Source organism: Eudoraea chungangensis (assembly GCF_029360665.1).
Taxonomy (GTDB): Bacteria; Bacteroidota; Bacteroidia; order Flavobacteriales; family Flavobacteriaceae; genus Eudoraea; species Eudoraea chungangensis.
Genome location: NZ_JARDUB010000006.1, coordinates 17,842 through 43,206, shown reverse-complemented (window position 1 = coordinate 43,206; position 25,365 = coordinate 17,842). Strand labels below are relative to the sequence as shown.

The following is a 25,365-nucleotide window of genomic DNA, read 5'->3' as shown; positions in this document are numbered from 1 at the left end:
ATGCAATAATTACGCGGGGCTTATTCAGACGTAAAACCATCTTAAGGGCCTATATATTTTTCATCTATGCATAAACATTCGGATTCTATTCGTTAAATTAGATGTTTAAGAAACCCCCTATTTTTAGATGAATGCATTAGCCAAAATATATAGTAAGCCATTTAGGTTTAGATATGTGTAATTTTCTTTTCACCCTGATACCGCCAATGAAAATTTTACAAATATTTGTTTTGGGAATATTATTATCCTTGCCGCTGACTTCATCCCTTGTTATTCCAAACCAAAACTGGTCTAACTCCTTTCATAAACGGAATACTGTGGCAGCAGAGATTTCAACTTCTCAAGACAGCATAAATTTCCTTAGAATAAACAGAACCGAATATAAAGATAGGCTTCAAGGGTTTTGGTTGGGAAGCTGTATCGCCAATTGGACCGGTTTACCCACGGAGAATCGACGTACGGACTTTCCCTTTTTTACAGATAAAGACTTTGGCCCTGGCAAATATGATTATGTCCTGAATGAGGATCCTTGGGGTGCAGATGATGATACAGACATAGAATATGTCTACCAAAGTGCTATAGAAAAGTATAACAATTATATGCTCACAGGGGATCAAATAAGTGAAGCATGGCAAGAACATATTGGCTTACCCCTGCTTTGGGTTTCTAATTTGGCCGCTTTAGGGCAGATGCAAAATGGTGCCCTCCCTCCTGCTACGTCCTTACCTGAAAACAATCCAATGTGGGACATGATAGATGCGCAGCTCACCACAGAAATTTTTGGAGCCCTAGCACCCGGACGCCCCGATATAGCTTTAGAAATAGGTAATTTACCCGTAAGAACAACCGCCTATCTCCATTCCGAGTGGGCAGCTGAGTTTTATATCATTATGTATTCCCTTGTATCAACAGTGGATACTAGCCTGAGCCGCAAAGAACAAGTTATGTGGATGGCAGATCAGGCTCGTAAGCGAGTACCGGACTGGTCCTATATTGCCGATATGTACGACTATGTAAAAAATGCCTATTTCGCTAATCCCGACAAGGATAATTGGGAAAAAACACGAGATGAGGTGGTACGGAGATACCAAAAGACAGTTACTTCGGGCTATCACTATAAATATCCATGGGATGCTGGTATTAACTTTGCGGCATCTATTATAAGCCTATTTTATGGGGAAGGAGACTACAAAAGAACCATTAGAATAGGTTCCATGTGCGGCTGGGATTCCGATAACCCTACCGCTACCTGGGGAGGCCTGCTTGGCTTGCTTTATGGACAGAAAGAACTGGAAAGACACTTCGATAAATATGACTTTTCGGAAAATTATAATATAGAACGGACCAGATATAATATGCCAATTCCACTTGATAATTTTAGGGATATGTCCGAGCGGGGGATTAGAATAATAGATGCTATAGTTCTTGAAGCCATGGGCGGATCAATCAATAAGGATGATTGGATAATTCCCATAGTAAATTCTACCATTACCTCCTCTTCGGTTGGTGAAATAGAAGTACCATGGATAACTATCGAAGATAATGATCCCCGTTGGCTTTATAAGGGTTTTGAGACCGACAGAGTAAACTGGAATGCCTCAGGCGCTTCCCTAACCAAAGGCTATAAAGACTGCCTGGCTAAAATAACCTTTACAGGTACTGCCCTGCAGTATTATGCCTACCGCAGTCCAAAAGGCGGTAGTGTAACTATCCATCTGGATGGAAAATCCTATGGCAGTTTTAGCTTGGAAAACCATGCCAGTACGCTTGGACAGTATTATGTGAAAATATTTGAAAAACTGGATTTAGCTTCCGGACCTCACACCCTTAGCATCCAAGGAGATTCATACGAAACAGAAAAATCCATTGACATGCTTTCCATTATTAATAAAAACTAGTATGCAGACTAATTATATATTCATAAACACTTATAATAAGAAGCTTAAATAGTCCACAAAAAAGAATAGTACAGATACATTAACCAGAAATAAACTTTTATGATTTTACAAATAATAAGACTAAAGTCCAAGATGCCGGAAGAAGAATTATTAAAGAAAGCTAAAGAGCGAGAGCCGCATTTTAAAGCTATTCCTGGACTAATACAAAAATATTATGTAAAGACTCCTGAGACGGGGGAATACGGCGGAATATATGTTTGGGACACGGCAGAGTCCTTACAAAAATATCGGCAATCCGATTTGGCAAAAAGTATCCCTGAAGCCTATGAAATTATAGAGGCACCATCTGTTGAAATCATGAATATCCTATTTCAATTAAGAACTTAGTTTTACCGGAAACACGATAAGAGTATAGTTAAAGTACGCTCTAACAAAGATTAAAAATTTACAACCTTACAGCATATGAAAAAATTTCACATTTTTACCTTAAGCCTTATTCTAATCTCTTACTCTTATGCACAAGATTTTGATCAGGAGGCCTTAAATGATTTGTCTGGTAAATACGCTAAAAGTTCTTTCTCTAACTTTCGGGATTTACTCAGTATTCCCAACGATGCAGCTTATCCAAAAGACATAGAAAAAAATGTTAGATGGTGTGAAAAAGCCTTTGAGACAAGGCAGTTCACCACAACCAGAATTGAAACGGAAACGGTCCCTTTACTTCTGGCAGAAAGATCCGGAAAGAATGCGAAAAAAACCGTACTGATTTATCTTCAAATTGACGGACAGCCTGTTGATTCTTCGCGCTGGTTTCAAGAAAGTCCGTACAAACCTGTTTTAAAGAAAAAATCCTCAGATGATGATTGGGAAGAAATTCCATGGAATTCTATAGAAAATTATGAGGATGAGTGGAGAATATTTGCCAGATCTACTTCTGATGCCAAAGGGCCCGTCGCCATGTTTTTGGCGGCCCTGGATGCCATAAAAGATGAAAACTATAGTCCAAATTTTAACATTAAGGTTATTATGGATTTTGAAGAAGAATTAGGTTCTCCCAGATTACCAGAAGCAGTACGCAAAAATGCAGAGTTACTGGAATCTGACATGCTCATAATCTTTGATGGACCAAGACATATTGTTAATAAGCCTACCTTAACTTTTGGTGCTCGAGGTATAGCAACCATTACACTTACCACCTACGGCCCCATAGTGGCGCAACACAGTGGACATTTTGGTAATTATGCGCCAAATCCTGCTCTGGCCTTATCTAAATTATTGGCGTCTATGAAAGATGATGAAGGAAGAGTAAGTATTCCTGGGTTTTACGATGGAATTATAATCAGTCCGGAAACAGAAAAAATTCTGCGTGCAGTCCCCGATGATGAAGATCAAATTCGAGATCGGCTTCAATTAGGAAGAATAGACAAAGTAGGGAGTTATTACCAGGAGTCTATCCAATATCCGAGCTTAAATATACGCGGAATGCAATCTGGTTGGATTAACGAAAAAGTACGAACTATTATTCCCGGATGGGCAAGAGCCGAAATTGATGTACGGCTGGTCTTGGAATCAGATCCCGAGCGCTTATTAGGGCTAATCAAGGAGTATGTAAAAGAACAGGGATATTATGTAATAGATACTGTTCCTACTAAGGAAGAAAGGATGAACAACCCCAAAATAGCCACTTTTACTTCGGAAATTTCCTATCAGTCTTTTCGAACGGATTTTAATTCAGAAGTTGGTTTATGGCTAAGAAAGGCAATTATAAAAGGGTTTCAAGAAGAGCCCATTATGATAAGGATGAGTGGCGGATCCATTCCCATCTCGCCTTTTGTGACAACCTTGGGTATTCCGGCAGTAACGGTTCCCACCGTAAACAGAGATAATAACCAGCACAGTCCTAATGAAAATATTCGTCTGGGTAATTACCGTGAGGGCATTAAAACTATGATTGCTATCTTAACGGAGAAACTCGATTAAATTGGTTGCACAAATGTTCAATTGTAACTGAATTTTCATTTCTAATTGATAGAAAATTAAGTCCTATTTTTAATACTAATAAACATCGTAAAATCAGAGACATAAGTTTCGATTAACAGCTTTTCTAGTAGTTTTTTATATAAATTACATTAATATCCCCTTGGTATTAGATGGATGCTGCTTTTCGGAAATGAAAGTACTCTTCTTCAAGTAACTCAAGGTTTAAGCAAAAAGCGCGGACGGATAGAATCCTTGTCCTTTGTATTTAAGAGGTAGAATTTTAATTGGTATGGACATTTATTGTTTAGACTTTAGATTCTATAAAAATTAAATAACCAAAAACAACTATACAATGCATACTTACGACTATATCATTATTGGAGCAGGTTCAGCCGGGTGTGTTTTGGCCAATCGGCTTTCAAAAAATCTATCTAATAAGGTATTACTAATGGAGGCGGGAAAGCCTGATAAAAAAATGGAAATTGGCATTCCAGCAGCTTATGGAAACCTTCATCGCTCAGAGGTTGATTGGGGATTTGCTACCGAACCTCAGGCGTATGTTAATAATCGTAGAATATACCTTCCCAGGGGAAAAACTCTGGGTGGTTCTAGTTCTACGAATGCCATGGCCTATGTTAGGGGTAATAAATCGGACTATGATGAATGGGCAGCCTTAGGGAATAAAGGATGGTCATATAAAGAAATTCTACCTTTTTTTATGAAATCTGAGCATAATGAGGATTTTGAAGATGAATTCCATGGGACAAAAGGTTTATTAAATGTAAGTTTTGCCAAATCTTTCCAAACTCCTTATGCTCAGGCATTTGTAGATGCGTGTGAGGAAAAGGGAATTCCGAGAACAACAGACTACAATGGTCAAAATCAAGAAGGTGCAAGCCTTTTTCAGTTTACCATCAAAGAAGGAAGACGTCATAGCTGTGCGGCTGCATTTTTAAAACCCGTCATGAAGCGGTCTAACCTAAGTATTCTTACCGGTTCAAAAGCGAGTCAGATATTAATAGAAGATAACAAAGCTGTAGGAGTAGCATATTTAAATGCGGCATTAGAAACACGGAAAGTTTATGCAACCAAAGAAGTAATACTGTCAGCAGGATCCTTTCAATCCCCGCAACTACTAATGCTATCGGGTATTGGGGATACCCAAACCTTGCAGGCCAAGGGTATTCCAATTAAAAAAGAGTTAGCCGGTGTTGGTAAAAACCTGCAGGACCATCTTTTTGTGGGAACATCCACTCTATCTAAACAACAACTTGGGTTTAACCACCGTTTAAAACCCTTTCATCAGATTAAAGATCTGTTCCAATATTTAGTCACACATAAAGGGCCGCTTTCTTGCAGTGTTTTAGAAGCAGTTGCCTTTTTATCCGTAGATGGGTCCAAAACTCCGAATCTGCAGTTTCATTTTGTCCCCTTGCAAATTGGTAACGATTATAGGCCAGATGTCTATAATCCCAAGACCTATCCCAGAATAGACGGCTACTCTATTATCCCTACCCTGCTAAAACCCAAAAGTAAGGGGTTTGTTGGTCTGCATTCCAACAATCCCATGGATAATCCTCTTATTCAACCTAATTTTCTCTCCGAAGCCGCAGACCTAGAACTATTGGTAAAAGGTGTCAGGAAAGCTCTGGAAGTAATGAAAGCAGATGCTTTTGCACCTTATAGAGGTTCTATTAATTCCCCAGCAGATACCTCAGAGACAGGCCTTATTTCCCATATTAAAAAAGCCGTGGAAACAGTATATCACCCTGTTGGTACATGTAAGATGGGAAATGATACCATGGCTGTAGTAAATGACCAATTAAAAGTACATGGGATGGAAAACCTGAGAGTTGTCGATGCCTCTATTATGCCTACTATCGTGTCTGGAAATACAAATGCGCCAACAATAATGATTGCAGAAAAAGGCGCGGAAATGATACTTAAACAACGGAGATAATGAAGCATGGCTAAAATTAAAAAAAAGTATCACAGCTATAAAGGAGTAATTGAAAAATCAATTAAAATTGAGGCAAAATAAGAATACTCTTTCCTATCTTCACCCTTATTACAGTAAATACAAACCAAGTTATAAGGCAAAGTGGATTCGCAAACATCTCAAAATTAAAATGAAAAAGAATAAACATATTGAGAGAGATGGACAAAAGGTGACCAAAATCTTTGACAATAGAAGTCTAAAAGTAGATTATCGAACCCTGCAACCTCTTCTTAAGGAAGGAATGCGCGTTTTGGATGTAGGATGTGGTACCGGAGCGATTTCAAAAGACATAGCAGTTTTGGTAGGAGATACAGGCAAGGTTATTGGCATAGATAACACAGAAATATTTATTGAAAGTGGAAAAAAAACTTACAAGGACATAAAGAACCTGGAGCTTTTGTCCGTGGATATATTCGATTATGAAACGCTTCATAAATTTGATTTAATCATATCTGCAAGAGTTTTGCAATGGCTAAACAATCCTGAAGAGGCTTTGGTTAAAATGAAATCCCTACTAAAACCAAAAGGACAAATATCTATTCTGGATTATAATCACCAGTATTTGGAATGGAATCCCGAACCACCGAAAAGCATGAAACTGTTTTACCATACCTTTCTAAAATGGAGAAGTGCTGCTGGTATGAGCAACCTTATGGCTGATGAACTGCCGATACTGTTTAAGAAAATTGGCCTGCAAAATATACAAGAGCTAAATTCCGATGAGCATTATTCACGAGACAGAGAGGATTTTATTCCAAAAGTAAGTATTTGGTCTAAGGTGGCAGGCTCAAAACAAATGGTAAAAGAAGGTTATCTGGAGGATGCCATAAGGTTAAGGGCGATTGAAGAATACAACAACTGGGTAGATAAGAAGGCCATTTCGATGACCATGAAACTAAAGGAAGTAAGAGGCATAAATTAAATAACAATAGGCTCAAGTGTAGAACTACAAGTGCAGCATAAAAAAGATTTCAAAATCACCCGACCATGAACAAAGAACTGATAAAGCAAAACAAAATCTTTATAACTCTTGGGTCTTTTATTATAGTCCTGGTCTTAACACTTCGTGAGTACGTATATGGCGGTGTAATAACCCACCATCTGCTTGCCAGAGAAGATCTCCCTGGGTTTTCAAATTGGTGGGGCCTATTAAGTGTTCCCATTCTTACATGGATAGTACTCTATTTCATCTTAAGGAGAAAGTCTTCAAAAGAAAAAAAAGCAAAGAATAATTACTCACCGATTTTAATCAACTTTTTAAGCGCCCTAGTCCTGGGCCTCAGCATGTCGATATTGTGGGAGTTAAGAATGGAAGCTATTTTACAATATTTAATTCTTTTACCCCTTGCTATCTCTATTTTTAAGCCTGTTTATTTTTCAGAATCGTTATTGGGTTTTGTGCTTGGTATGCTTTACGCTTTCGGAGGCGTCCTTCCCATCATAATAGGCACAGTATTAATGATATTATGTTTTCTTGTTTACCAAATTATTCATAATGGTTCCTTATGGCTCCTTTCGAAAATTAGATAATTCTATCAAGGAACTATAGATGCACCTATGATCTGTTTGATTATAACGCATATTTTAATAGTTCTCTGGCCAACTCATCCTTAAAATATTCCTATCTTAATCCAGAATAATTAAAGGAAGAAAATGAAAAAATATGTCGTTTTATTTGCTGCAGCAGTTGGGGTAACTTTTGGATCGCAAGCCCAAGAAGATGACTATCTATGGCTGGAAGAAGTAGATAGCCCGAAAGCCCTAGAATTTGTAGAATCACAGAGCGAGAATACTCTGGAAACCTTAAAAAAAGAAAAAGAATATAGCTCTATTTATGACAAGAGTCTGGAAATATACAACTCTTCGGAAAGAATAGCCTACCCCTCTATAAAAGGCGATTATGTTTACAATTTTTGGAAAGACAAAGATCATGTAAGAGGAATTTGGAGGAGATGTTCTATAGAGAGTTATAATAGTGGAGATCCCGACTGGGAAACATTACTTGATGTAGATGAGCTTTCCGAAAAAGATAATATCAAATGGGTTTTTAAAAAAAGTACTGGACTGTATCCGGAATACAATCGCTTTTTATTGGAACTGTCCAAAGGAGGTGGAGATGCAGTGGTTACCAGAGAATTTGATGCGAATAAAAAGCAGTTTGTTGAAGATGGTTTTTTTCTGGAAGAATCCAAAGGATTTAGAACTTATTTAGATGAGAACACACTCATTGTATCTACTGACTTTGGAGAAGGAACCATGACCAATTCGGGATACCCCATACAAGTAAAACTATGGCAAAGAGGAACACAGCTAAAAGATGCACAAACCATATTTGAAGGGGAAACAACAGATGCCTTTACTACTTACGGTTATGTATTCAGGGATGGAGATATAGAGTATACCTTCCTCAGCCGTACCTTAACTACGTTCACTAGTCAGAATTTCGTTTGGATCGACAATAAGGCCGTCAAAATAGATGTTCCGGAAGATGCTACCGTACATGATATATTAAATAATGAATTTGTTATTGAATTAAAATCGGACTGGGTAGTAAATTCCAAAACCTATAAATTGGGTTCTCTTTTAAGTCTCAATTTCACAGAACTGATAAAAGGAAACAAAGAAATCAAGGTAATTCTAGAACCCAGTAGTTTATCCAGTATTTCAGAGGTCTTTGTTACTAAAAATAAACTTCTAGTTAATTTGTTGACAGACGTTACCAGTGAGTTATTTATTTACTCTTTTGAAAATAATGAATGGAGTAATATAAAGGTTACCGCTCCTGATTTTGGGACTATCAGCGTGGTAACGGTTAGTGACCTGTCAGATATATATTATTTTAACTTTCAAAACTTTATTATCCCCTCTACCCTGTACTCTGCTGATGCGGGCACTAATACCTTTAATGCCTACAAATCCTTACCTGCTTTTTTCGATGCCAGTAATTATGAGATAAATCAATTTAAAGCAAAATCAAAAGACGGGACAATGGTGCCCTATTTTATGATTTCCTCTAAGACTATAAAAAAAGATGGTGCCAACCCAGCACTTGTATTTGCCTATGGAGGTTTTGAGGTCTCATACCAACCATTTTATTTATCTTCTTTTGGTACCTCATGGCTAGCCAAAGGAGGCGTATTTGTTTTGGCGAATATACGTGGCGGCGGCGAATACGGTCCCAAATGGCATCAAGAAGGGATGAAGGAGAAGCGTCAGAATGTATTTGATGATCTGTACGCCGTTTCTGAAGACCTGATTGCTAAAAATATTAGCTCTCCAGAGCACTTAGGGGTAATGGGAGGTAGTAATGGTGGCTTGTTAGTGGGTGTGGCCTTTACACAAAGACCTGAGCTTTACAATGCGGTGGTTTGTCTGGTTCCTTTGTTAGACATGCAACGCTACAATAAACTGCTCGCAGGGGCTAGCTGGATGGGAGAATATGGAAATCCTGATATTCCCGAAGAATGGGCCTATATTAAAAAGTATTCTCCTTACCATAACCTTAAAGAAGGTATGAACTATCCTGAAGTATATTTTTATACCTCCACCAAAGACGATAGGGTACATCCGGCCCACGCTCGCAAAATGGTAGCAAAAATGAATGGCATGGGTTATAAAACCTACTATTACGAAAATACGGAGGGTGGCCACGCCGGATCCTCTACCAATGAACAAAGAGCCACTTCCTCTGCCTTAATGTTTTCGTATTTATGGAAAAAACTAAGATAGAACAGCTCATGGTATCTAATAAAGGCCTTTTTATATTATTAGTAATGGCCTGTTTTTGCCATAGTGCTTTGGCCAATAAGCCGGAGAAGATTTTTTTTCATTCCTTCGATAACACTAGAATTGCCTTTACAGATGAAGGTAAAGGAGAGGTGGTCCTATTAATACATGGATTTATTGTAAACGGGAGTAGTTGGAGTAAGACGGTATTAAAGAAATATCTTTTAGAGCGGGGGTATCGTGTAATAGCTCCGGATTTGAGAGGTAATGGCAGTTCCGATAAACCCCAGAACAAGGAAGCTTACCAAAATAATGCAGAAGTACAAGACCTGCTTGCCCTTGCAGATCATTTAGGTCTAAAACAATATATGGCCATAGGTTATTCTCGTGGATCTATTGTCTTGGCAAAATTATTAACAAAGGAGAAACGAATATCTAAAGCCGTATTTGGGGGCATGGGACTCGACTTTACCAATCCGAATTGGGAAAGAAGAGTTGCTTTTGCTAATGCCTTCTCTGGAAGAACCCCTGCAAATGACTTAACTAAAGGTGCAATGAGCTATGCAAGGTCTATTAAGGCGGATCTTAAGGTACTGGGTTTCCTTCAGGATTACCAACCAGTGACTTCCATAAATGAACTTCATAATATCCTTATAAAAACGATGGTCATTTGCGGTGATGAAGATAAAGACAACGGAAGCCCATTGGCATTACAAAAAGAACTCCCTAATAGCCATCTTGTATTTGTAAGCGGTAATCACAATGACACCTACAAACAAGAAGATTTTGCGGCAGCAGTTGTAGACTTCTTATTAAATTAATGTAGAAAATTTTTTCCTTAATAGTATTTTTAACTTATAAACTATTACATTAGTTTGAAACAACTATAATATTGTAATTCAACAATTTAAATCCAAAATATAAATTTAATCTTTTTAGTATATATTAATAATACAATGAGTGGCTTCGGGCTCTTTATCCCTTAGACTCGTTTCAATATACAGCATGGTTCACATGCTTAGTATTACATAAAAGATGGTCGTAGTTTTATTTACTAAATTTGTAAAGATCAATTCAGAACCACTAGGGATGAAAAAAATACTTTTCCTTATAACATTCGTTTTCATGGTGCACTCCCTCAGTGCGCAATCTGGTTTTGAACCAGCAGAAGCAAATCCGGAAGAACTTGAAATTGCGAAAGAATTAACACACAGGATTCTTACAGAACAAAGCAAAGGCAGCTATTATCCTTTAACGCAAGATGAGGCTACCGCGGCTATGATTGAAGGCTTAAGCGAGAGTGTCCAGAAAGATTCATACAAACAAATCCAAGGGTTGTTTGGAGATTACAAAGAAGTAGAATATAAAGAAGTGTTGGAGAATACGGAAGGGGATAAATACAAAATATATCGATTTAAAGGACATTTTGAAACCGATGCAAATATTGAAGTAAGGACTATTATGGATGCTCAAGGGAAGATGGCTGGTTTCTATATAAAACCTTGGTCTGATAAAATATAGCCCATAAGCTGGCAAGTAAGGATTATATTTAATGGTTCATCTTGAGGTTAAACAAAATAGTTTTCTTTAGGAATTAGAATTGATATTAAGCCTAGTCGTAATTTCATGCAAATACCACCCAAACCCACTTATCCCATTTTAGTTTATTTAGCCGTTCTCTTCAGTTTCTTCTCTGGAAACAGGCAGGAAAAGGATGTAGATTCCTTATTTAATGCCACTAAAAGCACTTTTACAGCAATTCCTTTAATAAACAATAACCCGGCAATGAAAACTGGATTTGGAGGTATGGCGATGTATTTTTTTAAACTTGACAAAAAAGATAGCATCTCACCTCCTTCTAAATAGATCTTTATATTTCCTGCTCTTATTCAACCAGGGCATTGATAAAATTCAGAGCAAAACAAGGAATTCGTTATGTGGATTCTGGCAGATACATTCCAATAGGGAGCCTAAGCAAAGGAGAAAAGTTAAAATTAAAACGAACTTTCAAAGTAATTAAAGAAATTCAGTAGTTAGCTAGGATCCGATTCAAAGTAACTAATTCATTAGGATTAAATCATTACGTAATAAAAAAACAAAGGGTCAACTCCCTATTTTTTGGAAAAATTATATGACCATGTTTAAAAGTCCTGAACCCCTTAATTTACCGGACATACGTTGAATTGTCTTCCATTCAGAAACGGCAGGCTTTAAAATGTTTAAGGATCGTATTCTATGTATAGGAGCGCTGAGCCTTGTAAATAATAGTATTGAAGTACAACATAGTTTGGAAATATATTTAGAACAAGGGTACTATGATCCTAATTCGACGACAATTCATGATATTCTCAAAGAGACAAAAAAGAATATAAGTGCGAGCTAGATAGTCTAAAAGTTTTTTTGTCCTTTATAGCAAATGCTGTGTTAGTTGTCCATCATGCGGAATTTGACCTAGGTATGTTAAATAGAGTATTGGCGAGAAATGGTCTTCCGGAGCTAAATAATAGAGTCATTGATACAGCCAAGATGTATAAAAAACACTGCTAAAAACACCTCTTTAGGGAAAAAAGGAAGTGTACGGATTAGATGAGATTGCAGATAAGTTAGACATAAGTACCAAAGACCGTCATACCGCCTTGGGAGATGCCTATATCACTGCGATAGCCTTTTTAAAAATTATTAGCAGACTACAGGAAAAAGGACCAATCACATGGAAGGGCTTGTATACTACTTAGTCTTTAAGGCGTATAATCTTTTAAGAAAGACATTACATTATTAAGAATTCTTTCCTGTAGATTAGAAGTATCGGCCTTTACAAACTTCTCTCCGGTTATATTTTCGTATAATTCTATATATCTTTCAGAAACAGAGGTGATATATGCATCCGTCATAAATGGCACCTTTTGCCCTTCCAGGCCTTGAAAGTTATTTTGTATCAACCATTGTCGTACAAATTCTTTAGACAGTTGCTTTTGAGGCTCCCTCAGCTCTTGTCTTTCTTTATAGCCTTCTGCGTAGAAATAACGTGATGAGTCAGGAGTGTGAATTTCATCAATCAGTACAATTTTTCCAGATTTTGTTTTACCAAACTCATATTTGGTATCTACCAATATAAGATCGTGCTCCGCTGCAATTTTGGTTCCCCTCTGAAACAGCGCTCTGGTATATTTCTCTAAAACCTCGTAGTCTTCTTTAGATACAATCCCTTTTTTAATAATATTTTCTTTAGAAATATCTTCATCATGATCACCCTCTTCTGCTTTTGTAGCTGGGGTAATAATTGGTTGAGGGAAAGGATCATTTTCGTTCATTCCTTCTGGCATAGTAACCCCGCAAATGCTTCTTTTACCCAGAGCATACTCTCTGGCAGCATGCCCAGACATATAGCCTCTAATAACCATTTCTACCTTAAATGGATCACAGGCCTCCCCTATTGCCACGTTAGGGTCTGGAGTTGCCAATAGCCAGTTTGGAACAATGTCACTGGTTAAGGACATCATTTTGGTGGCAATTTGATTAAGAATCTGTCCCTTATAAGGGATGCCCTTTGGCATCACCACATCAAAGGCCGAGAGTCTGTCAGTAGCAATCATCACCAAAAGGTTATTCTCTAAAAAGTAAACTTCTCTAACTTTACCCTTATAGACTTTTTTTTGACCTGGAAATGTAAAGCTGGTATTTGTAATAGTTTCTATCATGAGACCTTAGTTCTGATGTTCTATATTTTTATATGCATCTATTACCTTTTTCACTAAACTATGACGAATAACATCCTTGTCGTCTAAATAAATAATCTCTATCCCTTTTACATTTTTTAAAATCAGTAATGCTTCCTTTAGGCCAGAAATAACCCTTCTTGGCAAGTCTATTTGCCCAGGATCACCAGTAATAATAAATTTTGCGTGCTTGCCCATTCTTGTTAAGAACATTTTCATTTGGGCATGGGTGGTATTTTGTGCCTCATCTAAAATTACAAAGGCATTATCCAAGGTCCGCCCTCTCATAAAGGCCATAGGTGCAATTTGAATAGTTCCATTTTCAATAAAATGAGTTAGCTTTTCTCCTGGTATCATGTCGCGCAAAGCATCGTATAAGGGTTGCATATAAGGATCTAGCTTCTCCTTTAAGTCCCCAGGCAAAAAGCCCAAATTTTCTCCGGCCTCTACGGCTGGTCTAGTTAGAATAATTCTTTTTACTTCTTTGTTTTTTAGTGCCCGCACAGCCAAAGCTACGCCGGTATAGGTCTTCCCGGTTCCTGCAGGTCCTATAGCAAAGACCATATCATTTTTCTCGGTTGCATCTACTAATCTTCTCTGATTAGCCGTAATTGCCTTGATATATTTCCCATTAACACCATGAACGATAACATGGGCACTACTCTCAGAAGATTCATAATCTTCTTTGCCATTACTTTCAAGTAGTCGTTCTATTACATTTTCATTTAAGGCATTATACTTTGTAAAGTGCTTGGTAAGCAGTGTAAATCGTTTGTTGAATTCCTCTAAAAGCTCCTCATCACCAAAAACTTTTATCTTACTGCCACGGGCAACAATTTTTAGTTTCGGGAAGTGTTTTTTCAGAAGATTAATGTGTTCATTTCGATGTCCAAAAAATTCTCTTGGGCTAATCTCGGTAAGTTCTAATGTAAGTTCGTTCAAAGAATAGAAAAGTTTAATTTATGAGTACCTTCATTTAAATTTCTGTAGGCTGTTTTTTTCATGTAATTTTGTGAAACAAACTTAATTAAAAATTGGTTTGATCACCTAAAAAAATATCAACATTGCTGCATGGCAATCATTACTTTAACTACAGATTTCGGTTATAAGGACCATTTTGTTGGAGCTATTAAAGGTACTATATTCAAGGAATTATCAGATGCCAAAATTGTTGATATAACCCACGCAATAAGTCCTTTTAACATTCAAGAGTGTGCATATATCCTTAAAAACTCTTACAAAGCCTTTCCTTCTGGGACTATACATATCGTTGGGGTAGATTCTGAACCTACTGAGGAAAATAAACATATTGCCGTTTTAGTAGACGATCATTATTTTATAAGTGCCAATAATGGAGTTATTAGTCTAATCACTTCTGAGATATCTCCAGAAAAAGTTGTAGAAATCAACATTCCGAATCCAATTTACGGCTCTTTTCCAGTTATGGACGTATTTGTCCAGGTAGCCTGTCATATCGCCAGAGGTGGCAAATTGGAGGTGGTAGGGAAGTCTTTTGAAGACTTAAAGGTATTAAAAGAGTTTTCGCCCCGAATTGGTCCAGAGGGTAAAAGTATCATTGGCAATGTTATTTATATAGACAATTATGGAAACGTGGTAACGAATATTCAAAAAAGTTTGTTTGAAGCATATCGCAATGGCAGAAACTTTGAAATACAGGCCAGAAATAGAAAAATCACAAAGATTCATCATACCTATTCCTCTATAATTAATTTTGAATTAGAGAAAAATCAACGAAAAGGTCCAGGAGACCTTTTGGCCTTGTTTAATTCTTCTGATTATATTGAATTGGCTATTTATAAAAGTGATCTGAATACTGTTGGGGGGGCCTCTACCCTTTTAGGCTTAAATTATAGAGATACTATTCAAATTAAATTTATATAAATGTTAATTCGATTTGTAAAACTCACTTTAAGAAAAGAAAATATTGCTAGTTTTGAACAGATTTTTAGTGAGACCAAAGCAGGTATAAAAAATTTCGATGGTTGTGAACATTTAGAGCTATTAAGAGCAGTAGACTCTCCGAATATTTTTTTTACCAAAAGTCTTTGGAGGTCCGAAGGAGATTTACAGAATTATCGAAATTCTGAATTTTTTAGAAAAGTTTGGGCTAAAACAAAAGTGCTTTTTGAGGAAAAAGCAGAAGCTTGGAGTCTCCATATAGTTCAAACCACAGTATAAGGAATATGTTAGCAATTTTTAAAAAGGAGTTTAATTCTTTTTTCAGTTCCGCAGTTGGATACCTGATTATTGGTTTTTTTCTCTTACTTAACGGGCTTTTTTTATGGGTTTTTAAGGGGTCGTACAATGTCTTGGAGTATGGCTTTGCCAACTTAAGTCAGTTTTTTCTATTTACCCCTTGGATATTTCTTCTAATAATCCCAGCCATTACTATGAAGAGTTTTTCGGAAGAAAAAAAAACGGGAACTTTAGAACTATTATTTATAAAGCCTGTTGGGAAATTACACCTAATTGGAGGTAAATTTCTTGCTGCATTTGTCTTGGTACTCCTGGCCTTATTCCCTACTCTATTATATGTCTATACCATATCTAATTTAGGGATAACACCAGGAAACTATGATTTTGGATTAGTGCTTGGCTCCTATATTGGCCTCGTCTTACTAGTTATGGGATACACCGCAATAGGAATCTTCTGTTCGGCAATTACCGCTAATCAAATTGTTGCTTTTCTTTTGTCCTTTTTATTGTGTTTTTTATTCTATTATGGTTTTGAAGCTTTAGCCTCAGCAAATGATGGGAATAACACCTCTGATTTTATTAAGAATATTGGAATGAAATATCATTTCGACGGAATAGCCCTGGGTGTATTAAAGCTTCAAAATATTCTATATTTTATATCACTTACTGTTCTTTTTCTCTATCTGGCCAATGTCCAATTAAACTATTCTAAAAGATAATGAAGAGAAATAAATTACTTCTAAGCCTTATAGGCTGCTTACTTTTCTTTCTTGTAATAAGTCTTGGTAGATGTACAAATATTAGAATAGATCTTACAGAAGATAAGCGATATACATTGACGGATGCAGCTGCAGAAGTAGTTCGTGAAATTAATGGTCCCCTTAGTATCGACGTTTTATTAGGAGGAGAATTACCACCCGAGTTTGCCAAACTGAGACTTGAAACTGTACAAATACTTAAAGAATATGCCGCCGAAAATGATGTTCTGTCTTACCAAGTTGTTGATCCACTGGAGGATCAGGAGAAGAATGAATCTGTCATAGCCGAATTACAGGCATTTGGTTTAACACCAGCCAATATAACTACCGAAGAAAATGCCAAAATATCGCAGGAGATCTTTTTCCCCTGGGCAATAGTTAGCGCGAACAATAAAGTGATTAAGGTTCCCTTACTAAAAAACAAGTTAGGAGCTACAATGGAAGACAGAGTAACCCTTTCCGTGCAAAATTTAGAATACGCCTTTGCAGATGCCTTTTCCAAATTGATTGTAAAGGATAAAAAAAAGATTGCCGTAATAAAAGGTAACGGGGAGTTAGAGGATATATACTTAGCGAATTTCTTAACGGATTTAAAGGACTATTACAATTTAGGCGCAATAACCCTGGATTCTGCCGAAACCAATGCACAGAAAGTCTTTGATCAGTTAAAAACCTATGACTTAGCCATTATAGCTAAGCCAACAGAACCTTTTAGCCAAACAGAAAAATATCTGTTGGACCAATATATCGTGCAAGGAGGGAAATCTCTTTGGTTATTAGACCCAGTAATCATGGAACTAGATAGTCTCTTTAATGAAACTGGTTCTTCAATGGCTTATCCAAGAGAACTGAATCTAAACGATATATTCTTTAAATATGGTTTCAGACTAAATCCAGACCTTGTTAACGATATGTACTTTACCCAGGTAGTTTTAGCTACTGGTGATGGTAATAATACCCAATATAATCCCGTCCCCTGGACGTACAACCCAATGGTTTTTTCTCCTGAAAATCACCCAATCAACAAGAATTTGGAAGCGCTTAGATTTCAATTTACCAGTAGCATTGATACCCTGGCGAACAGCTATAAGAAAACCGTACTCCTTGCAAGTTCTCCCTTGTCAAAGGTAGATGGCACACCTAAAATTATTAATTTAAATAGAATATCAGAACCTCTTGAAAAAGAGAGTTTTAATAATGGAAATCAGATTCTATCTTTGCTAATTGAAGGTGATTTTTCGTCTGCATTTGAAAATCGAGTACTGCCTATAAACCTACAGGAATCCTCACTAAAAGGAGAAGAAAATAAAATGCTAATAATATCCGATGGGGATTTGATAAAAAATCAAATTCGCAACAATCTTCCCCTGGAATTGGGATATGATAAATGGACGAATAATTATTATGGGAACAAGGATTTCCTTATAAATAGTGTCAATTATTTATTGGATGATTCCGGACTTATAAACATCCGAAATAAAAAGGTTAAAATACCCCTCTTAGATCCGGAAAAAATAGTTGAGCAAAAAACAAAGTGGCAGCTAGTAAACATAGGTGTTCCACTGGTTTTATTATTTATTTTTGGTTTTGTTTTTTTCTACATAAGAAAGCAGAAATATAGTGCTTAACTGTTGATAAGTTTGTTTTACACCCACATACATTTGAGATATATTTGTTTTAATTGTAGTCTACAAAACGAAGAGGCTTTTAGAACGCCTTAAAACTAGAATTTAAAGCGCAAAGAAGAATGAAATTTATTGTATCGAGTACTTATTTATTAAAACAACTACAAGTTTTAGGAGGTGTAATTAACAGTAGTAATACCTTACCTATTCTGGACAACTTTCTTTTTGTGCTAGACCAAAACAAGCTGGTTGTTAGTGCTTCAGATTTAGAAACAACAATGAGTGCTGTCTTGGAAGTGGCATCAGAATCAGAGGGAACCATAGCCGTACCTGCCAGATTACTATTAGATACATTAAAAACTTTCCCGGAACAACCTCTTACCTTTGTGGTAGAAGACAACCATACCGTAGAAATAAGCTCGAATCATGGAAAATACGCCTTGGCATACGCGGATGGCGCAGAATTTCCAAAAGCAATTGAATTGTCGAACCCGAGTTCAACCAGTCTGATGGGAGATATCTTGGCCACTGCCATAAATAAGACCTTTTTTGCTGCAGGTAATGACGATTTAAGACCGGTTATGAGTGGTGTATTCTTTCAATTCTCTTCTGAAAATGTGATATTTGTTGCTACGGACGCCCATAAACTGGTAAAATACCAGCGATCAGATGTATCCGCTTCCGAAGTGGCAGAGTTTATAATGCCTAAAAAACCCTTAAATTTGCTTAAGAGTATACTAGCTGGTAGTGAAGAACAGGTTACCATAGAGTACAATGACAGCAATGCTAAATTCAGTTTTGAAAATACGGAGCTAATCTGCCGTCTAATTGACGGTAAATACCCAAATTATGAGGCCGTAATTCCAAAAGAAAATCCAAATAGGCTCACCATTTCAAGAAATCAACTGCTGGCCTCTGTAAAGAGGGTAGCTATTTTCTCGAACAAGACAACACATCAAATTCGTCTGAAAATCGCCGGGGCCGAGTTAAATATCTCCGCTGAAGACATTGACTATAGCAACAAGGCCGAAGAAAGACTCACCTGCTCTTATCAGGGAGATGACATGCAAATTGGCTTTAATTCCCGATTTTTAATTGAAATGTTGGGTAATCTAACAGCTGAGGAGGTTTGTTTAGAAATGAGCTTGCCCAATAGAGCTGGTATCCTTACCCCAGTAGATGGTCTTGATGAGGGAGAAAAAGTGACCATGCTAGTAATGCCTGTTATGTTAAATAACTAATACCATTTTCTCTAAATTTGGGAAGTCTCTGCGGTTCTCTTAATCCATTAGAATCTAAAATGTAAGGCTTTTCTTATTGAAATTCTTGTTATTTCATCCAAGGATTGGGCTGTTCATCTATTTAATTGGCTTTCACAACTCTTTAATACTAATATTACTACCTCGTTAGCTCTAAATAACCTAAACCCCAATGATTAGGAAAAACTTAACCATAGTAGTAGCAGTATTTGCTTTTCTGTTTGTCTCCTGCGAGGTCGATAAGAAGACTAGTACATCTGCCTACGGGGCAATGGATCTAAATGTTGCGAAACAATCTTCCCTAATAAACGAATTAGAAATAGTAGAGGAATGCCTAGTTTCTAATGACGATGGCTGTCTAAACCTCAATATTCCTTCTCATAATCTTTGGTGGCCGGAAAAGCTCCATAAAAATCAGCCTCAGGACTATTTTAGCGCTTCAGATAGGAATTCCTTATTATTTACTGAATATAATAATGGTACTGCGCGACTTATAGGGACTACCAAAATGGGTAGTTGTGTTATAAGTATTGAGCTGTGGTATAATGACAAAATAGATCCAGACCAATGGTTAAATAACACAAGCACAACCTCTAAGGGCGTATGCGATACTTCACGCTCCTCTTCGATAACCAATAAATTCTATACCCTAGATAATAGCAAGAGTAGTATTAAAACATTAGAAGGTGATTGTGGTTTTAGAGGATTAGAAAGTTTTGGGGTTGCCCAAAAAGAAAGAGTCGATAGTTTAAATCACTATGGCAGTCGACTAAGCATGGTAACCAATTATGCCGGTTCCAAGTCGATTAAAAAGAGTTTTAACAGTAAAATATGGGTAGTAGACAAGTATACTGAGGAAACGCTGTGGCCGCTAGAACTAAGTTTTAATCTAGAATGTGCCAATTCCTTAAAAGAAGGCTGTAAGACTATTTATTCATATCGGGATAATGCCGAAAAGTGTTTTACAAGCTTGGATGAAACAAACCAACCAGGTTGGACCTTGGGACCTCTTAAAGAGGGTATTTATAGTTTTAAGCTATATGCAAAAACGTCTAATTGCCAGCCAATATTAGATAATTCGGTTGGCAGCGTGGCTATAAGTTATGAAAATGGAAAAGTTCTTGTTACGTATAATATTCATAAGGAATATACATTAATGGAAGCAAACACCTATGCTGGCAAAAATATACTGCCTATTAACGAGAAAGGCGAAACTGCTCTTTTAGCCGATGAATATATAATCGAAAAAAACCTAAATGGGGAAATATTCCTGGTTACTCAGGCTGTTATTTGTCCAAAAGAAGGAAACAAGGAATTAACTCTCTAAAGAAATCCCTCCAAAAGTATTTCAAAAAATTAGTTTACACTCTAGTTAATTAGGGTTTAGTAGTCTGTAACCCTTAAAAGCCGTTTTTAAAAGAAACTTGTTGTTGAAAACATTACTTGTAATTTTGTACTTGGTCTCTTTATAGTCTATTTCCGTTAAATACTTAAATGGGTAGGCTCCTAGACTCTTCATTTCTATAAGTATATCATTTATTTGAGAGAAGCTTAAATTAGATTGGAAAGCCCTACCCAGTAGGAAGAAAACAAAAGACTCCTGCCTGCATTTTAATCTTTTAATAGTCATTTCAGAAGTATCTTTATCTAATTCGTTAATTAAGCCCCCATATACTTTTGCCGCATTCGCATTGTCATATATTACTCTATTGTAATGCGCGGGTTCTCTGCTTGTCATAGCCGACTGTGGGACAATCACATGCCTATGTATATCCCATGGCACATAAGCTACACTAGCGGCTTTTGAAAATAGATAGGCCGTAAAAATAGCATCCTCCATCCATCGACCAAGGATAAAGCGAACTTTTGATTTCACCAGAAACTCTCTTTCTATCAAATACCACCATATTTCATTTTTGAATTGGAAAGAAGAAATAAAATCTAATCCTGTTTTTACGTCCACCTTTATGGACGGATCAATAACTGAGTCGGGATCCATTATACCATATTCTAAGGTTGACTTAGACTTAAAGCAAAGAATTTCTAATTTGTTCCGTTGAGCAAAATCTACAAGAGTACTAAGTGAATTAGTACAAACGTAGTCGTCTGGATCTAAAAAATAGACATACTTGCCGGTAGCACTATCCAAACCATTATTGCGTGTGGCTCCTACACCCTGATTTTCCTGATCAATTATACGAATATGGGAATGTTTTGTAGCATAAGCATTTGCAATTTCTAAGCTGCCATCCTTGGAGCCATCATTCACAACAATAATCTCAAATTCGTCTTTATTTAAGTCCTGATCTAGAAGACTGTCAAGACATTTCGCCAGGTATTTCTCTACATTATAAACCGGGATAATAATACTTAATAACACAAAATATATTTTAAGTTAGTTTCGCTTAAAAACTCTATACGCACTTGCCGCAGAATATAATAAATGCTCACGATTTACCAAATAATTCAAAACTGCATACTTTATGGAGTAATTGCCACTATAAATTTTATTTTTTATAGGATAGGCTCCAACAGAACGTAACATATTGATATTTTGTTGCATTTGAGATTTACTCATTTCTGCCCGTACCATTTTTAAGATTAAGAAGAAAAGAAAAGTATCTCTGCGCCTGCTAAGATTTTTTAAAACACCGTGGTATTCTTCTACAGCATTCTTTGATAGGTGATTAAGGTAATTTGACACGTCTACAATCATGGAATGAAAATTATAAATCATTCTGGCTTTTTTCTCCTTATTCGTGTCGCGCATTACGGAATTGGGAGACTGGAAATAACGATAAACAGACATCGGAAAATACACTACCCTTTTGGCTTTAATAAAGGCTTTAATAGTAAACAGTACATCTTCATTAAACCCTCGATTTCCAAACCAAATATCCTCTTCTTTACGGAAGTCATTTCGAATAAAATACCACCACACTTCTACTCTGTGTTCGGGATACTTTATAAAAAAATCAATCCCATTCATTGGAATACTAGCTTCTATAATCTGGGACTCTTGCTTAATTATTTCTTCATGGGAGTCTGAAGTAACAGAGGCATCAAAAGCCAAAATGTCCACCTTCGCACTTATAGCCCGCTCCAATACTTCAGAAAGTGTATCTGGCATCACATAGTCATCTGCATCCATACAATAGAGATAATCTCCCTTAGCATGTTTAAAAAGCCTGTTTCTTGTTGCTGATTCCCCTTCATTTTCTTTGGAATATAGCCTTATATTGGAGTGTTTTTTTTGAAAAGACTCTACGATGCTCTTACAATTATCTGTAGATCCGTCGTCCATTACAATAATTTCATAATCCTCCTCATGCAGGTCCTGAGAAAGGATACTATTTAAACAACGATCCATATAGGACTCCGCGTTATACATCGGAATTAAAATGCTCAGCTTCATAAGATTACTACTAGAAGATACGAAGCAAAATTATAACAAATAGAACGACGTCAAAGTATTATAGTTGAAATACCATTAAAACCATTGAAAAGATAAGATGTAGTCTTTATAGGTTATAAGACAAACGGCAATGGAAATTAGTTAACAAAAGGAATAGTAAGAAAATAACTCGGAGACTCGCCATTACTTGCTCTTACCGCATTCACTATAGGTAAAACAAAGCCTAAGATGGCGGTAGCTATAAGACCTAAAACACCTAGGCCCAATAAAAGGATAGCGGGAATACTTACCACAATATAAAGTAGCAAGCTCAATTGTAAGTTAATTATAGCCTTTCCGTGCTCGTCCATATTTTCTATGGCGTTTCTGGTAGAACCCCAAATAACAAGGGGTACTATAAAACCACCAAAACCTATAACATAACTAAGTAATTGAGATAAATGTGTTAATACAATAGCTTGTCTGTCTATTCGCTTTGCGGGTTGATTTATTACTTCCATTTTTTAGTGATTGATGTGATTACCTATAGGTAGTTTAAACTAATAAAATGTTACAATTGGTAAAGAAGAATCTTTTTATACTATACTTTTTCTGTGAATATTCTTTAATAAAAGACTAAAAAAACACTGTCGCTCATGATCAACACTTAGACTACTTCCCTTTTCACTATTTTTGCAAAAACTTTTTCATGATTCCAAAAGATACCATTGTTGCCTTGGCTACACCATCGGGTTCAGGTGCAATTGCGGTTATACGTGTCTCGGGCAAAGATGCCATTACTTTAGTTGCGCAGGTTTTCCAATCGATTCATAATAAAGACCTGAAAACGGTTAAAACGCACACTATTCATCTGGGTTATATTATAGACAAACAGTCGACCATAGATAAAGTCTTGCTTTCTGTATTTAAAGGGCCCAATAGTTATACTGCCGAAAATATTGTCGAAATTTCTTGTCATGGCTCTCCTTATATACAGCAACAGATTATTCAGTTATTGGTAAGAAAGGGTTGTAGAACTGCTAATCCTGGAGAATTTACCCTCAGAGCATTTTTAAATGGTAAAATGGATCTTAGCCAGGCAGAGGCCGTAGCAGATTTGATTGCCAGTGAAAATGAGGCTACTCATAAAATAGCCATGCAGCAAATGAGAGGAGGATTTAGTAACCAAATAAAACTTCTGCGGGAAGAGCTTTTAAACTTCGCCTCCTTAATTGAGCTAGAATTAGATTTCTCTGAAGAGGATGTAGAATTTGCCGATAGAACACAGTTTAATAATTTATTGTTTGAAATTGAAGAAACCCTAAAAACACTGATAGACTCTTTTGCTACAGGAAATGTTATAAAAAAAGGAATCCCTATCACTATCGTTGGGGCACCAAATGTTGGTAAGTCTACCTTATTAAATGCGCTGTTAAATGAGGACAGGGCAATTGTTTCTGAGATAGCAGGTACCACTAGAGATACTATAGAGGACGAAATTACCATAGAGGGAATTGGTTTCAGATTTATAGATACTGCAGGTATCAGAGAAACGGCAGACACGGTAGAGCGGATAGGAATAAGTAAAACCTACGAGAAAATAGAACAGGCAGAAGTTGTGCTGGTATTAGTGCCTTCTGATGGTCTGTTAGCAGATAAGGACAAGTATTTTAAGGAAATAAAACTAATTCACAGCAAATATCCTTCAAAACCAATATTGCTAATCTTTAATAAAGTAGATTTACTAAGTACAGCACAGCAAGAGGTATTAAAAACTCTCAGAGAAGAGGCTGTGGCACAGCTCCCAGACATAAAAGTCTTATTGGTTTCTGCCAAATCCGGATTGGGTGTAGACGTATTAAAATCTACCCTTCTGTCTTTTATTAATACAGGTTTGCTGCGAAATAACGAGACCATTGTAACGAACAGTAGACACTATAATGCCCTTCTCCAATCCTTAGAAGAGATCAAAAAAGTTCAGTTAGGACTACAAGATGAGATTTCAAGTGATTTAATGGCTATCGACATAAGACAAGCCTTGTTTCATTTGGGTGAAATAACTGGTGAAATAACCACCGATGATTTACTAGGAAATATCTTTGCCAATTTCTGTATCGGGAAATAAATAAGTTGATTTTTAAGTTACATTTAGATTCATTTGTTTTCATTTAATTGATTATCAATAAATTGTTTATAATGTTCCTTTTAACAGCCTATTTTAATACATTTATTTCAACTAATTTTCAACTCGAGATGAAAATAGACTTATAAGCAAAAAGGTAAAATTGGAAAGTTGAGCCTTTTATAGAATATTTTATGGCCACATTATCGATAAGAACGGAATCAACAAATATGATAGAGGTTTTGAGTATTTGAAAATGTACCCTTTGGAAAATCCCTCCTCATGGGATAAAAAATAAAGAACTAAACCAAATCGCTAACCTATAAAATCATAGCTTCTCAATATGAAAATTTTGTATGTTTAAATAGGACGCTAGGGATTAAACTTATTCAAAAAATATTTATGCAGTAGTGTATTGATATTCCCAAACCAAATAAATTAATGTAAGCAATACATTAAATCCCTCTCATGCTTTTAAGCGTAGCAAACCAAATATTTAGGCATGAGAAAAAAACCAAATAGTAGTGGCAAAAAAAGGCCTTCTGTTTTTCAATTTAAAATAAATAAGCTGCTATACTCCCTACATAGCATCCTGTTCCGGGAATCAACAAGATCACAAACAAAACTAATCCAAGAAAGCCATATTCCTGTATTTTTCCTCCAGAACCTAG

At 36.5% G+C, this 25,365-nt stretch carries 24 protein-coding genes; 18 read left to right on the top strand and 6 right to left on the bottom strand.

Annotated elements, in window-relative coordinates:
- Nucleotides 1-206: 206 nt before the first annotated feature.
- From PXG98_RS13045 to PXG98_RS12995, 11 genes are all read left to right on the top strand, one after another.
- A complete protein-coding gene (locus PXG98_RS13045; protein ID WP_276391748.1) occupies nucleotides 207-1,898 on the top strand; it encodes an ADP-ribosylglycohydrolase family protein in 1,692 nt (563 codons plus the stop codon).
- 99 nt (nucleotides 1,899-1,997) lie between these two features.
- Nucleotides 1,998-2,285, top strand: a complete 288-nt coding sequence (locus PXG98_RS13040; RefSeq protein ID WP_276391745.1) for a YdhR family protein — start codon at nucleotides 1,998-2,000, stop codon at nucleotides 2,283-2,285.
- 75 nt (nucleotides 2,286-2,360) lie between these two features.
- Entirely contained in the window at nucleotides 2,361-3,878 is a 1,518-nt protein-coding gene (locus PXG98_RS13035) for a M20/M25/M40 family metallo-hydrolase (protein WP_276391743.1), read from the top strand.
- A gap of 352 nt (nucleotides 3,879-4,230) precedes the next feature.
- The gene (locus PXG98_RS13030; protein ID WP_276391742.1) at nucleotides 4,231-5,838 is read left to right on the top strand and encodes a GMC family oxidoreductase; all 1,608 of its coding nucleotides are present in this window, start codon (nucleotides 4,231-4,233) and stop codon (nucleotides 5,836-5,838) included.
- A gap of 169 nt (nucleotides 5,839-6,007) precedes the next feature.
- Nucleotides 6,008-6,799 carry a class I SAM-dependent methyltransferase gene (locus PXG98_RS13025; RefSeq protein ID WP_276391741.1) on the top strand — a complete coding sequence of 264 codons (792 nt, stop codon included), beginning with the start codon at nucleotides 6,008-6,010 and terminating at the stop codon, nucleotides 6,797-6,799.
- Between the two features lie 65 nt (nucleotides 6,800-6,864).
- Complete coding sequence (locus PXG98_RS13020; RefSeq protein ID WP_276391740.1) at nucleotides 6,865-7,407, top strand: hypothetical protein; 543 nt, start codon at nucleotides 6,865-6,867, stop codon at nucleotides 7,405-7,407.
- A 123-nt stretch (nucleotides 7,408-7,530) separates the two neighbouring features.
- Nucleotides 7,531-9,606, top strand: a complete 2,076-nt coding sequence (locus PXG98_RS13015; protein WP_276391739.1) for a prolyl oligopeptidase family serine peptidase — start codon at nucleotides 7,531-7,533, stop codon at nucleotides 9,604-9,606.
- Nucleotides 9,588-10,424, top strand: coding sequence for an alpha/beta fold hydrolase (locus tag PXG98_RS13010; RefSeq protein ID WP_276391737.1), 837 nt, complete (start codon nucleotides 9,588-9,590; stop codon nucleotides 10,422-10,424). Before PXG98_RS13015 ends, PXG98_RS13010 begins: the two co-directional genes overlap by 19 nt.
- A 268-nt stretch (nucleotides 10,425-10,692) precedes the next feature.
- Nucleotides 10,693-11,124, top strand: a complete 432-nt coding sequence (locus tag PXG98_RS13005; RefSeq protein WP_276391735.1) for a hypothetical protein — start codon at nucleotides 10,693-10,695, stop codon at nucleotides 11,122-11,124.
- 105 nt (nucleotides 11,125-11,229) lie between these two features.
- On the top strand, nucleotides 11,230-11,469 hold the full coding sequence (locus PXG98_RS13000) for a hypothetical protein (protein WP_276391734.1): 240 nt from the start codon (nucleotides 11,230-11,232) through the stop codon (nucleotides 11,467-11,469).
- A gap of 707 nt (nucleotides 11,470-12,176) precedes the next feature.
- Entirely contained in the window at nucleotides 12,177-12,338 is a 162-nt protein-coding gene (locus PXG98_RS12995) for a PolC-type DNA polymerase III domain-containing protein (RefSeq protein ID WP_276391733.1), read from the top strand.
- A gap of 3 nt (nucleotides 12,339-12,341) precedes the next feature.
- Here PXG98_RS12995 and PXG98_RS12990 read toward each other — a convergent pair whose 3' ends face one another.
- Nucleotides 12,342-13,301 (bottom strand): phosphoribosylaminoimidazolesuccinocarboxamide synthase, encoded by a 960-nt coding sequence (locus PXG98_RS12990; protein ID WP_276391731.1) that lies wholly within the window; start codon nucleotides 13,299-13,301, stop codon nucleotides 12,342-12,344.
- 6 nt (nucleotides 13,302-13,307) lie between these two features.
- Nucleotides 13,308-14,261: a PhoH family protein gene (locus tag PXG98_RS12985; RefSeq protein WP_276391729.1), complete on the bottom strand. Its 954-nt coding sequence runs from the start codon at nucleotides 14,259-14,261 to the stop codon at nucleotides 13,308-13,310.
- A 129-nt stretch (nucleotides 14,262-14,390) separates the two neighbouring features.
- On the opposite strand from PXG98_RS12985, the gene PXG98_RS12980 reads away from it, so the two are divergent.
- The 6 genes from PXG98_RS12980 to PXG98_RS12955 all read left to right on the top strand — a co-directional run bounded on the left by PXG98_RS12980 (nucleotide 14,391) and on the right by PXG98_RS12955 (nucleotide 20,505).
- A complete protein-coding gene (locus tag PXG98_RS12980) occupies nucleotides 14,391-15,221 on the top strand; it encodes an SAM hydrolase/SAM-dependent halogenase family protein (RefSeq protein WP_276391728.1) in 831 nt (276 codons plus the stop codon).
- Nucleotides 15,222-15,518, top strand: coding sequence for a putative quinol monooxygenase (locus PXG98_RS12975; protein ID WP_276391726.1), 297 nt, complete (start codon nucleotides 15,222-15,224; stop codon nucleotides 15,516-15,518).
- Nucleotides 15,519-15,523: 5 nt separating this feature from the next.
- Entirely contained in the window at nucleotides 15,524-16,255 is a 732-nt protein-coding gene (gldF, locus tag PXG98_RS12970) for a gliding motility-associated ABC transporter permease subunit GldF (protein ID WP_276391724.1), read from the top strand.
- On the top strand, nucleotides 16,255-17,922 hold the full coding sequence (gldG, locus tag PXG98_RS12965) for a gliding motility-associated ABC transporter substrate-binding protein GldG (RefSeq protein ID WP_276391723.1): 1,668 nt from the start codon (nucleotides 16,255-16,257) through the stop codon (nucleotides 17,920-17,922). The genes gldF and gldG overlap by 1 nt, the downstream gene beginning before the upstream one ends.
- 119 nt (nucleotides 17,923-18,041) lie before the next feature.
- Complete coding sequence (gene dnaN / locus PXG98_RS12960) at nucleotides 18,042-19,160, top strand: DNA polymerase III subunit beta (protein ID WP_276391722.1); 1,119 nt, start codon at nucleotides 18,042-18,044, stop codon at nucleotides 19,158-19,160.
- Between the two features lie 190 nt (nucleotides 19,161-19,350).
- Nucleotides 19,351-20,505 carry a hypothetical protein gene (locus PXG98_RS12955; protein WP_276391721.1) on the top strand — a complete coding sequence of 385 codons (1,155 nt, stop codon included), beginning with the start codon at nucleotides 19,351-19,353 and terminating at the stop codon, nucleotides 20,503-20,505.
- A 45-nt stretch (nucleotides 20,506-20,550) separates the two neighbouring features.
- Here the strand turns inward: PXG98_RS12955 and PXG98_RS12950 are convergent, their stop codons facing one another.
- The 3 genes from PXG98_RS12950 to PXG98_RS12940 form a co-directional block, all read right to left on the bottom strand.
- Complete coding sequence (locus PXG98_RS12950; RefSeq protein ID WP_276391718.1) at nucleotides 20,551-21,558, bottom strand: glycosyltransferase; 1,008 nt, start codon at nucleotides 21,556-21,558, stop codon at nucleotides 20,551-20,553.
- 15 nt (nucleotides 21,559-21,573) lie between these two features.
- The gene (locus PXG98_RS12945; RefSeq protein WP_276391715.1) at nucleotides 21,574-22,593 is read right to left on the bottom strand and encodes a glycosyltransferase family 2 protein; all 1,020 of its coding nucleotides are present in this window, start codon (nucleotides 22,591-22,593) and stop codon (nucleotides 21,574-21,576) included.
- Between the two features lie 137 nt (nucleotides 22,594-22,730).
- A complete protein-coding gene (locus PXG98_RS12940; RefSeq protein ID WP_276391714.1) occupies nucleotides 22,731-23,093 on the bottom strand; it encodes a DUF4870 domain-containing protein in 363 nt (120 codons plus the stop codon).
- 188 nt (nucleotides 23,094-23,281) lie between these two features.
- Between PXG98_RS12940 and mnmE the strand changes: the two genes are divergently transcribed.
- The gene (gene mnmE, locus PXG98_RS12935; RefSeq protein ID WP_276391712.1) at nucleotides 23,282-24,697 is read left to right on the top strand and encodes a tRNA uridine-5-carboxymethylaminomethyl(34) synthesis GTPase MnmE; all 1,416 of its coding nucleotides are present in this window, start codon (nucleotides 23,282-23,284) and stop codon (nucleotides 24,695-24,697) included.
- Nucleotides 24,698-25,248: 551 nt separating this feature from the next.
- Here the strand turns inward: mnmE and PXG98_RS16530 are convergent.
- Nucleotides 25,249-25,347 carry a small multi-drug export protein gene (locus PXG98_RS16530; RefSeq protein WP_420909573.1) on the bottom strand — a complete coding sequence of 33 codons (99 nt, stop codon included), beginning with the start codon at nucleotides 25,345-25,347 and terminating at the stop codon, nucleotides 25,249-25,251.
- Nucleotides 25,348-25,365: the final 18 nt, after the last annotated feature.